The organism is Enterobacter sp. HMSC16D10 (assembly GCF_001807145.1).
GTDB classification, from domain to species: Bacteria; Pseudomonadota; Gammaproteobacteria; order Enterobacterales; family Enterobacteriaceae; genus Enterobacter; species Enterobacter roggenkampii.
In genome coordinates this window covers 192,093-207,002 of record NZ_KV787817.1, presented here as the reverse complement: position 1 = coordinate 207,002, position 14,910 = coordinate 192,093, and the positions used below count along the sequence as shown (strand labels likewise).

Sequence of the window (14,910 nt, the reverse complement as noted above, 5' to 3'; positions counted from 1 at the left end):
GGGCCGGGTTTGTGCTACCATTCCCGGCCCATATTCTTCGTACAGTTCAGACCATGAAATTTCCCGGTAAACGCAAATCCAAACACTACTTCCCCGTGGATGCCCGCGATCCGCTCCTGCAGCAAATCCAGCCAGAAAATGAAACTAGCGCGGCGTGGGTCGTCGGTATCGACCAGACGCTGGTGGACATTGAAGCGAAAGTGGATGATGCGTTTGTCGCCCGTTACGGTCTGAGCGCCGGTCACTCGCTGGTCATTGAGGACGACGTTGCCGAAGCGCTGTACCAGGAGCTGGTGCGCGAAAACCTGATTACCCATCAGTTCGCCGGTGGCACCATCGGCAACACCATGCACAACTACTCCGTGCTGGCGGACGACCGCTCTGTCCTGCTCGGCGTAATGTGCAGCAACATTGAAATCGGTGGCTACGCCTATCGCTACCTGTGCAACACCTCCAGCCGTACCGATCTGAACTATCTCCAGGGCGTCGACGGCCCGATTGGCCGCTGCTTTACGCTGATCGGTGAATCCGGCGAGCGTACCTTTGCCATCAGCCCGGGCCACATGAACAAGCTGCGCGCGGACAGCATTCCCGAAGAGGTGATCGCGGGAGCCTCGGCGCTGGTGCTGACCTCCTACCTGGTGCGCTGCAAGCCGGGCGAGCCGATGCCGGAAGCGACCATGAAGGCGATTGAGTACGCCAAAAAGTACGATGTGCCGGTGGTGTTAACGCTGGGCACCAAATTCGTGATTGCCGATAACCCGGAATGGTGGCAGGCGTTCCTGAAGGAGCACGTCTCGATTCTGGCGATGAACGAAGAAGAGGCCGAAGCGCTGACCGGTGAAAGCGATCCGCTGCTGGCGTCTGACAAAGCGCTGGACTGGGTGGATCTGGTACTCTGCACCGCGGGTCCGGTTGGGCTGTATATGGCGGGCTTCACCGAAGAAGAGAGCAAACGCAAAACCCAGCACCCGCTGCTGCCCGGCGCGATTGCCGAGTTCAACCAGTACGAGTTCAGCCGCGGCATGCGTTTTAAAGACTGTGTTAATCCGCTGCGTATCTACTCGCACATCGCCCCTTACATGGGCGGGCCGGAGAAGATCATGAACACCAACGGCGCGGGCGACGGCGCGCTGGCCGCGCTGCTGCACGACATCACCGCTAACGCCTACCACAAAACCAACGTGCCAAATTCCAGCAAGCACAAGTTCAGCTGGCTGACCTATTCGTCGCTGGCGCAGGTATGCAAGTACGCCAACCGCGTAAGCTATCAGGTGCTGAACCAGCACTCCCCGCGCTTAACGCGTGGCCTGCCGGAACGGGAAGACAGCCTCGAAGAGGCTTATTGGGACAGGTAAAAGCAAAACGGCAACCTGTGGTTGCCGTTTTTAGTGTTTGTTCCCTCTCCCTGTGGGAGAGGGCCAGGGTGAGGGCATCAGGCCGCACAAAACTTACCCCGTCACCGCCTCTTCAACCGGCGGTTTTTCCAGCAGCGTCAGCATCGTATTCGCAATCTCGCGCTCGCCCATCACCACCTTATCCGCACCGCGCTCGGTAATGTAATCCACCTCGTCGTCGTAGTGCGCCCGGGCGATAATCTCAATGTTTGGACACTTCGCGCGCGCGGAGGCGACAATCTCACCCGCCTCATAGCCGTTGGGAATGGTCAGCAGCAGCCAGCGGGCGCAGTCCAGATGCGCCAGCTCCATGATCTCTTCGTTCGCCGCATTGCCCAGCACCGCACGAATACCGCGCTCGCGCAGCTCGTCAACGCGGGTGCGTGACGTTTCAATTACCACCAGCGGAATGCCCTGCGCCATCAGCTTCTCGCCAAGCAGGCTGCCGACGCGGCCAAAGCCGACCAGCAGGGCGTGATTGCAAATATCGACCGGGATCTGCTTCTCTTCTTCGATGGCCTCTTCCAGCGTCTGCTCTTCCAGCGTTTCGGTTTTATCGAGGTATTTTTCCAGCAGGGCAAACAGCACCGGGTTCAGCATAATTGACAGGATCGCCCCCGCCAGCACCAGGTTTTGTCCGGCCTGCGGCAGCAGGTTCAGGGCCATGCCCAGACCGGCCAGAATAAAGGCGAATTCACCAATCTGCGCCAGGCTGGCGGCAATGGTCAGCGCCGTCCGCGGAGAGTGGCCGAACATCCGCACCAGGAAGAAGGCGGCGAGCGACTTACCAAAGATAATGATCGCCAGCGTGCCCAGCACGGCCAGCGGCTGCTGGATCAGAATAAGCGGGTCAAACAGCATCCCGACGGAGACGAAGAACAGCACGGCAAAGGCGTCGCGCAGCGGCAGGGTGTCGTGTGCGGCGCGGTGGCTCAGCTCGGATTCGTTCAGCACCATCCCGGCAAAGAACGCGCCCAGCGCGAAGGAGACGTCAAACAGCTCAACTGCGCCAAAGGCGATACCGAGCGCCAGCGCCAGCACGGAGAGGGTAAACAGCTCGCGGGATCCGGTCGCCGCACTGCGGGACATGATCCACGGCACCAGACGGCGACCCACCAGCATCATGATGGCGATAAACGCCACCACCTTCCCGATGGTGATGCTCATATCCAGCGCCAGCGAGGCGAAGCCGATATTGTCTTTTTCCATCATGCCGGCGACGGCGGGCAGCAGCACCAGCGTCAGAACCATCACCAGATCTTCCACAATCAGCCAGCCTATCGCGATCTGCCCGCGCTGGCTGTCTATCAGCTGTCTCTCCTCAAGCGCGCGCAGCAGCACCACGGTACTGGCGGTTGAGAGACACAGCCCAAATACGATGCCGGTCATCAGCGACCAGCCCAGCACGGCCGAAAGCGCCATCCCAAGCAGCGTCGCCACCCCTATCTGGGCGATCGCTCCCGGTATGGCAATCGACTTTACCGCCATCAAATCCTTCAGGGAGAAGTGCAGGCCGACGCCGAACATCAGCAGAATCACGCCCAATTCCGCCAGCTCAGGGGCCAGTTTGGTATCCGCAACAAAACCTGGCGTAAACGGTCCCGCCAGCACACCTGCCAGCAGATAGCCGACAAGAGGAGAAATACGCAGCTTATTGGCAATCATGCCGAGAATAAAAGCGAGCACAAGTCCACCAACAATGGTGGTGATAAGCGGTGTGGCGTGGTGCATTCCGTCTCCTTTCGTGGTGAGTGTTCCATTTTTGGCGTGAATACCAAAAAACCAGGTAATAGTTTATGACAATTTTTACCCTTATGTTTATGAATAATTGTTGAAGTTTGAATAAAACAGCAATATGCACGTAAAAAAGCGCATTTTGATAAATTCAGCGCGGGGATGAAGAGGAAACCCTTATGGTATAAGGGTATCAGGTAGCTAAAGCATAAGTTTAGCTACCCGTAATTCACGCTTTATGGCGGTTATCAGGCAGGAATATGGTCAACATGCCAAGAAGTGGCAGGAAAGCGCAGATTTTATAAACCAGGTAGATGCTGGTGTGATCCGCAACCATCCCTAACACCGCTGCACCCAGCCCGCCCATGCCGAAGGCGAAACCGAAAAACAGTCCGGAAACCATACCGATACGTCCGGGCAGCAGCTCCTGGGCATAAACCAGAATGGCGGAAAACGCGGAGGCGAGAATAAAACCAATAATCACGGTCAAAATCCCCGTCCATTCAAGGCTGGCGTACGGCAAAATGAGGGTAAAAGGCGCTACGCCGAGGATAGAGCCCCAAATGACATATTTACGGCCAATCTTATCGCCCACCGGCCCGCCAATTACCGTCCCTGCGGCCACCGCGAACAGGAAGGCAAACAGGTGGATCTGCGCGTTTTGTACCGATAATCCGAATTTTTGCATCAGATAAAAGGTGTAATAGCTGCTGATGCTCGCCATATAGAAGTATTTCGAGAAAATCAGCACCAGCAGGACGGCAACCGCGAGGATAACCTTATTGCGCGGCAGGGGGTTGATAACCTTCGCTTTAGGTTTTCCTTTATTCACCCGATGCTGAGCGGCATACCAGCGGCTAATCTGCGCCAGCACGATAATCGCCAGCAGCGCGGCCAGCACAAACCACGCCACGTTGCCTTTACCGTAAGGGGCAATAATAACCGCGGCCAACAGCGGGCCGAGGGAACTGCCAAAGTTACCGCCTACCTGGAACAGGGACTGCGCCAGGCCATGACGACCGCCGGACGCCATACGCGCCACGCGGGAAGACTCCGGATGGAAAACGGACGAGCCGGTGCCTACCAGCGCGGCGGCAATCAGCACGGCTTCAAAACTTCCGGCAATGGCCAGCAGCACCAGCCCGCTTAGGGTAAAGCACATGCCGATGGGCAGCGACCACGGCATAGGATATTTATCCGTCCAGTAGCCCACCACCGGCTGCAGCAGCGAGGAAGCCAGCTGGAAGGTCAGGGTGATCATCCCAATCTGCACGAAGGTGAGTGAAAACTCGGACTGCAGCAGCGGATAAATAGCCAGAATCAACGACTGGATCATGTCGTTGAGCAGGTGCGAGAGACTGATTGCGCCTAAGACTTTAAAGGAGGTGCGCGACGTCGGCGCACCCGGAACGGGCTGGGTTGAGTCACTGATTGCCATAGAGAGAATTACCACGTCTTGAGTTATTAGCGATGCAGGGTGTAATTATTATCCGACTAACATACCCGCCCGGGACATTTGAAGAAAGTCGCAATTCTGAAAACTTATTTGTCTATTCTTATTAGTCACTGTAATTTCTGCCTTTGTCTATTGGTCAGGGAGAGAGAAGATGAAGTTAATGAAGCGGGGCGTCGCGCTGGCGCTCATCGCGGCGTGGGGGCTGGTAAGCCTGCCCGTGCAGGCGTATGAAAAAGACAAAACCTATAAAATCACCATTCTGCATACCAACGATCACCACGGTCATTTCTGGCGCAGTGAATACGGCGAATATGGCCTGTCGGCGCAAAAAACGCTGGTGGACGGCATTCGTAAAGAGGTGGCAGCCCAGGGTGGCAGCGTGCTGTTGCTCTCAGGCGGCGATATCAATACCGGCGTGCCGGAATCCGATTTGCAGGACGCCGAGCCCGACTTTCGCGGCATGAACCTGATTGGCTACGACGCGATGGCCGTCGGTAACCATGAGTTTGATAATCCGCTGAGCGTCCTGCGTCAGCAGGAGAAATGGGCCAAATTCCCGTTCCTCTCCGCCAACATTTACCAGAAAAGCACCGGCGAACGCCTGTTCAAGCCGTGGGCGCTGTTTAAGCGTCAGGATCTGAAGATCGCGGTCATCGGCTTAACCACCGACGACACGGCGAAAATTGGCAACCCTGAGTTCTTCACCGATATCGAATTCCGCAAACCGGCAGACGAAGCGAAGCTGGTGATTCAGGAGCTGCAGCAAAACGAAAAGCCGGACGTGATTATTGCCACCACGCACATGGGGCACTACGACAACGGTGAGCACGGCTCCAATGCGCCGGGCGACGTGGAGATGGCGCGCAGCCTGCCGGCGGGCTCGCTGGCGATGATTGTGGGTGGTCACTCACAGGATCCGGTCTGCATGGCATCCGAGAATAAAAAGCAGGTGGACTACGTGCCGGGCACGCCGTGTGCGCCAGACCGTCAGAACGGTATCTGGATTGTGCAGGCGCACGAGTGGGGCAAATACGTAGGCCGGGCGGACTTCGAGTTCCGTAACGGCGAGATGAAGCTGGTGCACTATCAGCTCATTCCGGTCAACCTGAAGAAGAAAGTCACTTACCCGGACGGGAAAAGCGAGCGCGTACTTTACACCCCAGAGATTCCAGAAAACCAGCAGATGCTCTCCCTGCTGACGCCGTTCCAGAACAAAGGCAAGGCGCAGCTGGATGTGAAAATCGGCACGCTGAACGGACGTCTGGAGGGGGACCGCAGCAAAGTTCGCTTCGTGCAGACCAACATGGGCCACCTGGTGCTGGCGGCGCAAATGGCGCGCACCGGGGCTGATTTTGGCGTGATGAGCGGCGGCGGCATTCGTGATTCCATCGAAGGTGGAAACATCACCTATAAAGACGTTCTGAAGGTGCAGCCGTTCGGCAACGTGGTGGTTTATGCCGACATGAGCGGGAAAGAGGTCATTGACTACCTGACCGCCGTGGCGCAGATGAAGCCGGATTCCGGGGCCTATCCGCAGTTTGCCAACGTGAGCTTCGTAGCGAAAGACGGCAAGCTTAACGACCTGAAGATCAAAGGCGAACCGGTTGACCCGGCGAAAACCTACCGTCTGGCGACGTTAAGCTTTAACGCCACCGGCGGCGACGGCTATCCGCATATTGATAATAAACCGGGCTACGTGAACACCGGCTTTATCGATGCAGAAGTGCTGAAGCAGTATATCGAGCAGAATTCGCCGATTGACGTGAATGCGTATGAGCCGAAAGGCGAGGTGAGCTGGCAGTAGTGCGGCTGGGTTGCCCGGTGGCGCTGCGCTTACCGGGCCTACGGGTGCAAAATGTAGGCCGGGTAAGGCGTAGCCGCCACCCGGCTTTTTTTACTCCCTGCGCGCAATATCCGCAAACTTCGCATCCAGCATTTTCGCCAGGTCGCCCGCGGCCAGCTCAATATCCAGCCCGCGCTTGCCGCCGGAAATATAGATGGTCTCAAATTCCTGTGAAGGGGCATCGATCAGCGTCGGCAGGCGTTTTTTCTGCCCGAGCGGGCTGATGCCGCCCACCAGGTAGCCCGTGGTGCGCTGCGCCACCATCGGATCCGCCATATCCACCTTCTTCGCCCCCAGCGCTTTAGCGACCTTCTTAAGATCCAGCTGTCCCGCCACGGGAGTCACCGCCACGGCGAGGTGCTTCATATCGCCATTCACCGCCACCAGCAGCGTTTTATAGACCTGGTCCGCGTTCAGCCCCAGCTTGCGCACCACTTCATCACCAAAGTTGGTTTCATTCGGATCGTGATCGTAGGTGTGGATCCGGAAAGAAATGTTGTTTTTTTCGAGCAATTTAACGGCGGGAGTCATAGCTATCCTTCTTACGACAGACAATTCATGCAGCCAGCATACGCCTGACGTTTGTCTAAAAAATAGCACCATCTTGCGCAATAGTGTTGGCAGTGATGGTCACTTTGAGCGACAATCGGCTCAGCCGAAGGTCACTTCGGTATAATAAAAACGATGAAATTCCTCTTTGACGGGCCAATAGAGATATTGGCCATTTTTTTATTTCAGCAACGACGGCAAATTCCCTTCGCCGTATAAATGTAACGCCCCAACCGCCACCACGTATTCCCCCGCTGGCAGAGCATGCAGCGTCTCTCGCCAGGCTTTGTTACGCGCATTCATCAGCACATCATACAGCGATTCACTGAACGTCGACGGTAGCGCCAGCCTGCCGTCCGCGGGCGGTGCATCCAGCCACCAGCCAATCATGGTCTGCAGCAGGCGTGCGTTGGTGTGCCAGTGGGTGAGGGTATCATCCAGCAGCATCAGACCGTCGTCGGGAAGCTCTCGCAGGAGCGCAATCTGGCTGTCCGTACCTTCCAGTTCGATGATAGGCATACGGCGCGCCCGCGCCACGTTCAGCAGCTGGTAATCAATGCCGTAATCACCCCGCAGCCCCAGACGCTGGGCCTGCGTGGCCTGTAATACCATTGCGATTTGCCACAGCGGCAGGGTGTCAATCATGGAGAGCGATACGCCGGTTTCCTCGGCGACGCGCGTCAGCTCCGCGAGCTGGGCCTCATTCAGACGTTCCGCCAGCGGGAGATCGCTTTCAAGCCCGGCAAACGGTGACTCATGGCCCGAGATGTCTGCCTCGACGACCAGCGCGTCGGCGCGCTTCAGGCGCTTTATCAGACCGGGCGGCAGAGGTGACATACCCTGCGTGCCCATATGGATACTGCCGACCAGGTGCAGGTGTTGCCCGCCGGGAAGCGAGATATCCAGACCGGGCCAGGCGTAACGGCGAGGGAAAAGGGCGCGAAACGATGTTTTTATACGATGAAACAGACCCATACGCGCTCCATAAACGGAAAGGTTCATGCTAGCGCGTACGGGTACAAGGTTCAATCCTTCGGTTTAAACCGCAACAGCCGGTTGGCGTTGCTGACCACGGTGATGGAGGAGAGCGCCATCGCCGCGCCCGCGACCACCGGGTTCAGCAGCATACCGGTCAGCGGCCACAAAATACCGGCCGCGATTGGGATCCCGAGGGTGTTATAGACGAACGCCCCCAGCAGGTTCTGCTTCATGTTGCGCAGCGTGGCTTTCGAAATGGCCAGCGCATCGGCCACGCCCATCAGGCTGTGGCGCATCAGCGTGATGGCGGCGGTTTCGATGGCCACGTCGCTGCCGCCGCCCATCGCGATCCCCACATCCGCCTGGGCCAGCGCCGGGGCATCGTTGATGCCGTCGCCGACCATTGCCACCTGACGGCCCTGGCGTTGCAGGTTTTTAATGGCGTCCGCTTTGCCGTCCGGCAGTACGCCCGCAATCACCTCATCAATACCGGCTTCTTTCGCGATGGCGTTGGCGGTGGTCGGGTTATCCCCGGTCAGCATCACCAGACGGTAGCCCGCACGGTGCAGGCGCTGTAAGGCGTCCACGCTGTCCTGGCGAAGCGGATCGCGCACGGCCAGCAGCGCGGCGGCTTTGCCGTCCACCGCCAGCAGAACCGGGGTAGCGCCCTGAGACGCCTGCGCCTTCAGCTCGTTTTCCAGCGCGGCGGTATCAATACCGTTTTCATTGAGCAACGCCTGGTTGCCCAGCAGCAGCGCATGGCCTTCTGCCTCACCGCTCACGCCGAGCCCGCGCAGGGTGCGGAAGTTGCTCACCTGCGGCAGGGCAGACGCATTGGCTTTATCGAGAATAGCGCGCGCCAGCGGATGGCTTGAGCCTTGCTCCAGCGCGGCGGCGAGACGCAGCGCGTCCGCTTCGGCAATGCCTGCGGTCGTGACGGCGACCACCTGCGGTTTACCTTCCGTCAGCGTGCCGGTTTTATCAAACACCAGCGTGTCCAGGGTACTGGCCCGCTGCAGCGCGTCCGCGTCCCGCACCAGTACGCCAAATTCGGCCGCGCGCCCTACGCCGGAGATAATCGACATCGGCGTCGCCAGGCCAAGGGCGCAAGGACAGGCGATGATCAGCACCGTGGTGGCGATCACCAGGGTATACACAATCTGCGGCGCGGGGCCGAAGAAGTACCAGATCGCCGCGCTTAGCAGGGCAATGCCGACCACCACCGGCACAAAAATGGCCGAGATTTTGTCAGCAAGCTGGCCAATCTCCGGCTTGCTGCTCTGCGCCTGGCGCACCATGCGGATAATACGCGACAGCGTCGTGTGGCTGCCGACGGCGCTGGCGGTGAACAGCACGCTGCCGTCCTGCACGACCGTACCGGCATGCACGGCGTCGCCGTCGGATTTCTGCTGGGGAATAGGCTCCCCGGTCAGCATCGCTTCATCCAGCCAGGCTTCGCCCTGGGTTATCTTACCGTCAACGGGAACGCGGTCTCCGGTGGTCAGACGGAGCGTCATGCCGGGCTGAACCTCGGCCAATGGAACGCTCTTTTCCCCCTCGTCCGTGACCACGCGGGCCGTCGGCGGGGTTAAATCAAGCAATCTTTCCAGCGCTTTCGAGGAACGCTGACGGGCGCGGGCTTCCAGCATATGGCCTAAGTTGATCAGGCCGATAATCATTGCGCTCGCTTCATAATAGAGATGCCGCGCTTCCATCGGGAACCACTGGGGCCAGACGTTCACGCTCATGGAATAGAGCCACGCCGCGCCGGTCCCGAGGGCGACCAGGGTATCCATCGTCGCGGTGCGGTTTTTCAGGCTCTTCCAGGCGCTGGTATAGAAATGCCCGCCTGCAAACACCATCACCGCAAGGGTAATCAGACCAATCACCAGCCACAGCGTGCGGTTGTCGTCGGTGACCATCATGTTGTCACCCATCATGCCCCACACCATCACCGGAATACCCACCAGCAGGGCAACGATGGCCTGCCAGCGGAAGCGCTTCATGGCGGCGATAGCCGTTTCCTGCTGGCGCTCGCGGCGTTCGGCATCATCTTCGATGGCCTCCGCGCCGTAGCCCGCTTTTTCAACGGCCTGCACTAACTCTGCGGCGGAGGCGCTGCCCATCACCAGCGCAGTACGCTCCGCAAGATTCACCCGTGCCTGCGCGACGCCCGGGACCGCCTGCAGGGCGTTTTGTACCCGGGAGACGCAGCTGGCGCAGCTCATGCCGTTGATCAGCAGCTGTTGGCTGTCATCAATATCATCAGCTGCCGGAAGCTCAGGAGTGGCCGCTGTCAGTGCTTCCGACGGGGATGATGACTCTGCCAGCGGTTTAGCCTTTGGGTGGCTTAACTCCGCCCCGTAACCGGCCTGTTTGATGGTATCAATCAGCGCGTCCGCGCTGGCGCTGCCGGTCACGGCGGCATGGTCGATAGTCACTTCAGCGCTTTCAACGTCAGGACGCTGTTCCAGGCTTTCTTTAACGCGTTTGACGCAGTGGCCGCAGGAGAGGCCGTCCAGCGTCAGGTCGATAGTGTGAGACATAACAAAACTCCCGTATAATATATTGGTCAGTTGTTGACCAGAGTAACGCTTTTCGCTAACTGTTATGAAGGTTAAACCTTCCATCAAGGGGAAGGTCAAGGGGGAAATGTGAATATCAGTGACGTGGCAAAAAAAACCGGCTTAACCAGCAAAGCGATCCGCTTTTATGAAGAGAAGGGGCTGGTAACGCCGCCGCTGCGCAGTGAAAATGGCTACCGCAGCTACACGCAGCTGCATCTCGATGAGCTGACGCTGCTGCGCCAGGCAAGACAGGTCGGGTTTAATCTGGAAGAGTGCGGCGAGCTGGTTAACCTGTTCAACGATCCTAAGCGTCACAGCGCGGACGTGAAAAAACGCACCCTGGAAAAGGTGGCCGAAATTGAACGCCACATCGTCGAACTGCAGGCGATGCGCGAACAGCTGCTGCAGCTCGCGGACTCCTGTCCGGGGGATGACAGCGCCGACTGCCCGATTATTGATAATCTTGCCGGCTGCTGCCACCGCAAAACCCACGCTTAACAGGCTTTTACCCGCAGGGTAATGCCTTCCACCGCAATGACTTCAACCCGCGTGCCGGCGCTGAGGTCATCGTCGGCCACCACCGGCCACGAGCTGTCGCCTACGCGCATATGTCCGCGTCCGTTCACCAGCGCGGTGTCGAGGGTAAAACGCTTGCCGACAATCTGCTGTCCGCGCTGGTTAAGGTGGGCGTCCACCGGTTTCTGCTCGTTAACCCGCCGGTTAAGCCAGCGCCACCACAGCCAGGCGGCCACCAGCGTCAGCGCGGCAAACAGCGCCCCCTGCCACGCCCAGTCCAGGGGAAGGATCCAGACCAGAAGACCGGTAATGACGGCGGCCACACCGCTCCAGAGCAGGTAGCCGTTGCCGCCCAGCATTTCCGCTGCCAGCAATAAGCCACCGAGACTTAGCCAGAAGGCATGAGGATGTGCAACGATGAGCTCAATCATTTTTTACGCTCGTTTCCGCTGTCCTTGATCAGTTCGGCGATCCCCGCGATAGAGCCCATCAGGCTGCTGGCATCCAGCGGCATCATCACCACTTTGCTGTTGTTCGCCGAGCCGATCTCTTTCAGCGCGTCGGTATATTTTTGCGCAACGAAGTAGTTCACGGCCTGAATATCACCGGCGGCAATTGCCTCGGACACCATCTGGGTCGCGCGGGCTTCCGCTTCGGCGGAACGTTCACGCGCTTCCGCCTGTAAGAACGCGGACTGACGGTCACCTTCCGCTTTCAGGATCTGCGACTGTTTTTCCCCTTCCGCTTTGAGGATCTCCGCCTGGCGTACCCCTTCGGCTTCCAGAATGTAGGCGCGCTTGGTTCGCTCGGCTTTCATCTGGGCGTTCATGGAGGCAATCAGCTCCGCCGGCGGGCGCACGTCGCGGATCTCGATGCGGGTAACTTTGATCCCCCACGGGTTGGTGGCCTCATCGACAATGTGCAGCAGGCGGGTGTTGATGCTGTCGCGCTGGGAAAGCATCTCGTCCAGCTCCATCGAGCCGAGTACGGTACGGATGTTGGTCATCGTCAGGTTGACGATCGCCAGCTCCAGGTTGCTGACCTCATAGGCCGCTTTTGGCGCATCAATCACCTGAATAAAACAGACGGCGTCGATGGTGACGTTGGCGTTATCCTTGGAGATCACTTCCTGGGACGGAATGTCCAGAACCTGCTCCATCATGTTGATCTTGCGGCCGATTCTGTCCATGAACGGGACAATCAGGCTTAAGCCGGGCTGGAGCGTGTTGGTGTAACGGCCGAAACGCTCGACGGTCCACTGATAACCCTGAGGGACAATTTTGACGCCAGCGCCCACGATAACCAGCGCAACGAAAATAAGGACGGGAACAACGATAAGCATAAAAACCTCCTGTTTTGCATGCCGTGATGAGTGAAAGTGTGTGTTTATTGCTCGTAAGTATAGGTAAAGTCAGAGATGAAGCCATCACCCGCTTCGGCAATGGCTTTGGATAATCCCTGGTAGTAATGCTCCAGCCCCAGCGCTTCGATACGCTGGATCTGTTCGCGAAGGGGGGCGCAGAACAGAACGGCATTCCCCGCCTCAACGCGTTTGTTATTCGGTGGAAGGTCGCCCGCGATGGCTTTAAACCAGGTTCTGATGCCCTGCTTTAAATTATGCGGCGCTTTTGCCAGGTTATCCATGCCCGTCAGGATCTGCAGAGTAGGGAACTCATCGGCCTGCACGGCGGTTTTCATGCGCGCAAAGAACTGGCTGAACAGCTCGAACGATCCCAGATCGGTGACGCGGGGCTTGGGGGTTTTACCGTTTTTATTGCCGATTTTACCTGCCGCTGACGCCGTGGCCGGAACCGCGTTGACTTTTTCCAGCTCCAGCCCGAATAACAAATTGCAGTGCGCGCGGCGCGCTTTCAGCGGGTAGGACATCAGGACGTCAATGAACTGTGTGGCTTTCACATCCGCAAGATTGTGGTTGATAAGCCACTGGGTGCGCGAAAATTCCGCCGGAGAGACGAACCAGTCCGGCACCTCATTGAAGCGTTTTGATTTGCCTTTACCGTCAAATTCAAGGAAGTGTGTCCCGTTGTCGAAGGCAAAATAGCAATTTTTGAAGCTGCCGATCGTGGTGTTCACGATGAGCGCCTTCTTAACAAAATCGACCACCTCTTCACCCATCACAAAACGCGTGCGTTCCGACGATTTGATGACGTCCATTAATGTTTCGACATCAGGAACACCAGGCTTCAGGGAGGGAAACTCATAAAAAATATGTGCCATGCTGCATACTTCCTGTAGTGATGGTGGTGACAATTGACAAACAAAAAGCTTAACACTTGCTTCAGCGTGAGGCTATTCGCGCTGCGCGGGCGAAAGGATTATGCTACAGACGGTTATGACAAAAAGCGGTCAACGGAAGCGCAATGAACGATAAAAAAAACGTATTACTGCTCAGGGATGTCGGATTTCGAGTCGGGGAAAACACGATCCTGCAGCACGTCGGGTTTAGCCTGTCGCCGGGCGAGTTTAAATTAATCACGGGTCCCTCAGGCTGTGGGAAAAGCACGCTGCTGAAGATTGTGGCGTCACTCCTCAGCCCGACGGAGGGCGCCATTCTGTTTGAAGGCGAAAATATCGCCTCGCTTTCCCCGGAAAGCTATCGCCAGCAGGTCTCGTACTGCGTGCAAACGCCCGTGCTTTTTGGCGATACGGTCTATGACAACCTGATTTTTCCGTGGCAAATCCGCAATAAAACGCCGGAGCCGGAAAAGTTTATCCACGATCTGGCCCGCTTTGGTCTGGCGCAGGAGACGCTGAGCAAATCCATCAACGCGCTGTCGGGCGGCGAAAAGCAGCGGGTCTCGCTGATCCGCAACCTGCAGTTTTTACCGAAGGTGTTGTTGCTGGACGAAATTACCAGCGCGCTCGATGACGTCAACAAGCGCAACGTTAACGAGATTATTCATCGTTACGCCCGGGAGCAGAACATTGCCGTGCTGTGGGTGACGCACGACGCTAACGAAATAACCCATGCGGATGACGTAATTACGCTCCAGCCGCACGGCGGGAAAATGCAGGAGGCAAACCGTGGGTGAGCATAACATTACGAACGAATCGCTGGCCTTTTCGATGGTGCTGGTGCTGATTGCGATTGTGGTCAGCTACCGGGAAAAGCTGGGGCTGGAAAAAGATATCGTGTGGAGTATCTGCCGCGCGGTGATTCAGCTCATCATCGTCGGCTATGTGCTGAAGTATATTTTCAACGTTAACCACGCGGTGCTGACGCTGCTGATGGTGCTCTTTATCTGCTTTAACGCGGCGTGGAATGCACAAAAGCGCAGTAAATACATTGATAAGGCGTTTGTCTCATCGTTTATTGCGATTACCACCGGAACGGCGCTCACGCTGGCGGTGCTGGTGCTCTCCGGCTCGATTGAGTTTACGCCGATGCAGGTCATCCCTATCTCGGGGATGATCGCGGGGAACGCGATGGTGGCCGTTGGGCTCTGTTATAACAACCTCGGCCAGCGTTTCAGCAGCGAACAGCAGCAGCTGCAGGAGAAACTAAGCCTGGGGGCAACGCCAAAAGTGGCCTCGGCGCGGCTGATTCGCGAGAGCATTCGCTCATCGCTGATCCCTACGGTAGATTCCGCCAAAACGGTGGGGCTGGTGAGCCTGCCGGGCATGATGTCGGGGCTGATTTTTGCCGGTATCGATCCGGTAAAAGCGATTAAGTATCAGATCATGGTGACGTTTATGCTGCTTTCCACGGCAAGCCTGTCGACCATCATTGCCTGCTACCTGACCTATCGGAAGTTCTACAACGCGCGCCACCAGCTGGTGGTGACGCAGTTGAAAAAGACGGGGTAACATCGTCTTTGTAGGCCCGGTAAGGCGAAGCCGCCACCGGGC

13 protein-coding genes are annotated in these 14,910 nt (G+C 57.6%); 5 read left to right on the top strand and 8 right to left on the bottom strand.

Annotation, left to right across the window (positions count from 1 at the left end; translation table 11 throughout):
• Positions 1–53: 53 nt before the first annotated feature.
• Entirely contained in the window at positions 54–1,358 is a 1,305-nt protein-coding gene (locus HMPREF3143_RS01170) for an inosine/guanosine kinase (protein ID WP_021241626.1), read from the top strand.
• 93 nt (positions 1,359–1,451) lie between these two features.
• On the opposite strand, the gene ybaL is transcribed toward HMPREF3143_RS01170, so the two are convergent.
• On the bottom strand, positions 1,452–3,128 hold the full coding sequence (gene ybaL / locus HMPREF3143_RS01165) for a YbaL family putative K(+) efflux transporter (RefSeq protein ID WP_008499303.1): 1,677 nt from the start codon (positions 3,126–3,128) through the stop codon (positions 1,452–1,454).
• A gap of 232 nt (positions 3,129–3,360) precedes the next feature.
• Complete coding sequence (locus HMPREF3143_RS01160) at positions 3,361–4,569, bottom strand: MFS transporter (protein ID WP_070531467.1); 1,209 nt, start codon at positions 4,567–4,569, stop codon at positions 3,361–3,363.
• 169 nt (positions 4,570–4,738) lie between these two features.
• On the opposite strand from HMPREF3143_RS01160, the gene ushA reads away from it, so the two are divergent.
• Positions 4,739–6,391 carry a bifunctional UDP-sugar hydrolase/5'-nucleotidase UshA gene (gene ushA / locus HMPREF3143_RS01155; protein WP_023326816.1) on the top strand — a complete coding sequence of 551 codons (1,653 nt, stop codon included), beginning with the start codon at positions 4,739–4,741 and terminating at the stop codon, positions 6,389–6,391.
• Between the two features lie 90 nt (positions 6,392–6,481).
• On the opposite strand, the gene ybaK is transcribed toward ushA, so the two are convergent.
• The 3 genes from ybaK to copA all read right to left on the bottom strand — a co-directional run bounded on the left by ybaK (position 6,482) and on the right by copA (position 10,503).
• Positions 6,482–6,961 (bottom strand): Cys-tRNA(Pro)/Cys-tRNA(Cys) deacylase YbaK, encoded by a 480-nt coding sequence (ybaK, locus tag HMPREF3143_RS01150; RefSeq protein WP_008499307.1) that lies wholly within the window; start codon positions 6,959–6,961, stop codon positions 6,482–6,484.
• Between the two features lie 198 nt (positions 6,962–7,159).
• A complete protein-coding gene (locus HMPREF3143_RS01145) occupies positions 7,160–7,954 on the bottom strand; it encodes a TraB/GumN family protein (RefSeq protein WP_023293131.1) in 795 nt (264 codons plus the stop codon).
• A 50-nt stretch (positions 7,955–8,004) separates the two neighbouring features.
• The gene (gene copA / locus HMPREF3143_RS01140) at positions 8,005–10,503 is read right to left on the bottom strand and encodes a copper-exporting P-type ATPase CopA (protein ID WP_070531463.1); all 2,499 of its coding nucleotides are present in this window, start codon (positions 10,501–10,503) and stop codon (positions 8,005–8,007) included.
• A 108-nt stretch (positions 10,504–10,611) separates the two neighbouring features.
• On the opposite strand from copA, the gene cueR reads away from it, so the two are divergent.
• A complete protein-coding gene (cueR, locus tag HMPREF3143_RS01135; protein WP_021241620.1) occupies positions 10,612–11,022 on the top strand; it encodes a Cu(I)-responsive transcriptional regulator in 411 nt (136 codons plus the stop codon).
• Here cueR and HMPREF3143_RS01130 read toward each other — a convergent pair.
• Genes HMPREF3143_RS01130 through HMPREF3143_RS01120 form a run of 3 tightly spaced genes read right to left on the bottom strand, consistent with a single transcriptional unit; the run spans position 11,019 to position 13,278 of the window.
• On the bottom strand, positions 11,019–11,471 hold the full coding sequence (locus HMPREF3143_RS01130) for an NfeD family protein (RefSeq protein ID WP_008499311.1): 453 nt from the start codon (positions 11,469–11,471) through the stop codon (positions 11,019–11,021). The two genes, cueR and HMPREF3143_RS01130, sit on opposite strands and share 4 nt — an antisense overlap.
• Positions 11,468–12,382: an SPFH domain-containing protein gene (locus HMPREF3143_RS01125; RefSeq protein ID WP_008499312.1), complete on the bottom strand. Its 915-nt coding sequence runs from the start codon at positions 12,380–12,382 to the stop codon at positions 11,468–11,470. The genes HMPREF3143_RS01130 and HMPREF3143_RS01125 overlap by 4 nt, the downstream gene beginning before the upstream one ends.
• A gap of 44 nt (positions 12,383–12,426) precedes the next feature.
• A complete protein-coding gene (locus HMPREF3143_RS01120; RefSeq protein WP_070531461.1) occupies positions 12,427–13,278 on the bottom strand; it encodes a hypothetical protein in 852 nt (283 codons plus the stop codon).
• Positions 13,279–13,421: 143 nt separating this feature from the next.
• Between HMPREF3143_RS01120 and fetA the strand changes: the two genes are divergently transcribed.
• Both fetA and fetB read left to right on the top strand, forming a co-directional pair.
• Positions 13,422–14,093 carry an iron efflux ABC transporter ATP-binding subunit FetA gene (gene fetA, locus HMPREF3143_RS01115; protein WP_070531458.1) on the top strand — a complete coding sequence of 224 codons (672 nt, stop codon included), beginning with the start codon at positions 13,422–13,424 and terminating at the stop codon, positions 14,091–14,093.
• The gene (gene fetB / locus HMPREF3143_RS01110) at positions 14,086–14,868 is read left to right on the top strand and encodes an iron efflux ABC transporter permease subunit FetB (protein WP_023293126.1); all 783 of its coding nucleotides are present in this window, start codon (positions 14,086–14,088) and stop codon (positions 14,866–14,868) included. The genes fetA and fetB overlap by 8 nt, the downstream gene beginning before the upstream one ends.
• The last annotated feature ends 42 nt before the right edge of the window (positions 14,869–14,910 follow it).

Excerpts from the sequence above, each read along its gene's own strand:
- HMPREF3143_RS01170 (WP_021241626.1), top strand. The coding sequence starts at position 54 with ATGAAATTTCCCGGTAAACGCAAATCCAAACACTACTTCCCCGTGGAT.
- ybaL (WP_008499303.1), bottom strand. The coding sequence starts at position 3,128 with ATGCACCACGCCACACCGCTTATCACCACCATTGTTGGTGGACTTGTG.
- HMPREF3143_RS01160 (WP_070531467.1), bottom strand. The coding sequence starts at position 4,569 with ATGGCAATCAGTGACTCAACCCAGCCCGTTCCGGGTGCGCCGACGTCG.
- ushA (WP_023326816.1), top strand. The coding sequence starts at position 4,739 with ATGAAGTTAATGAAGCGGGGCGTCGCGCTGGCGCTCATCGCGGCGTGG.
- ybaK (WP_008499307.1), bottom strand. The coding sequence starts at position 6,961 with ATGACTCCCGCCGTTAAATTGCTCGAAAAAAACAACATTTCTTTCCGG.
- HMPREF3143_RS01145 (WP_023293131.1), bottom strand. The coding sequence starts at position 7,954 with ATGGGTCTGTTTCATCGTATAAAAACATCGTTTCGCGCCCTTTTCCCT.
- copA (WP_070531463.1), bottom strand. The coding sequence starts at position 10,503 with ATGTCTCACACTATCGACCTGACGCTGGACGGCCTCTCCTGCGGCCAC.
- HMPREF3143_RS01130 (WP_008499311.1), bottom strand. The coding sequence starts at position 11,471 with ATGATTGAGCTCATCGTTGCACATCCTCATGCCTTCTGGCTAAGTCTC.
- HMPREF3143_RS01125 (WP_008499312.1), bottom strand. The coding sequence starts at position 12,382 with ATGCTTATCGTTGTTCCCGTCCTTATTTTCGTTGCGCTGGTTATCGTG.
- HMPREF3143_RS01120 (WP_070531461.1), bottom strand. The coding sequence starts at position 13,278 with ATGGCACATATTTTTTATGAGTTTCCCTCCCTGAAGCCTGGTGTTCCT.
- fetA (WP_070531458.1), top strand. The coding sequence starts at position 13,422 with ATGAACGATAAAAAAAACGTATTACTGCTCAGGGATGTCGGATTTCGA.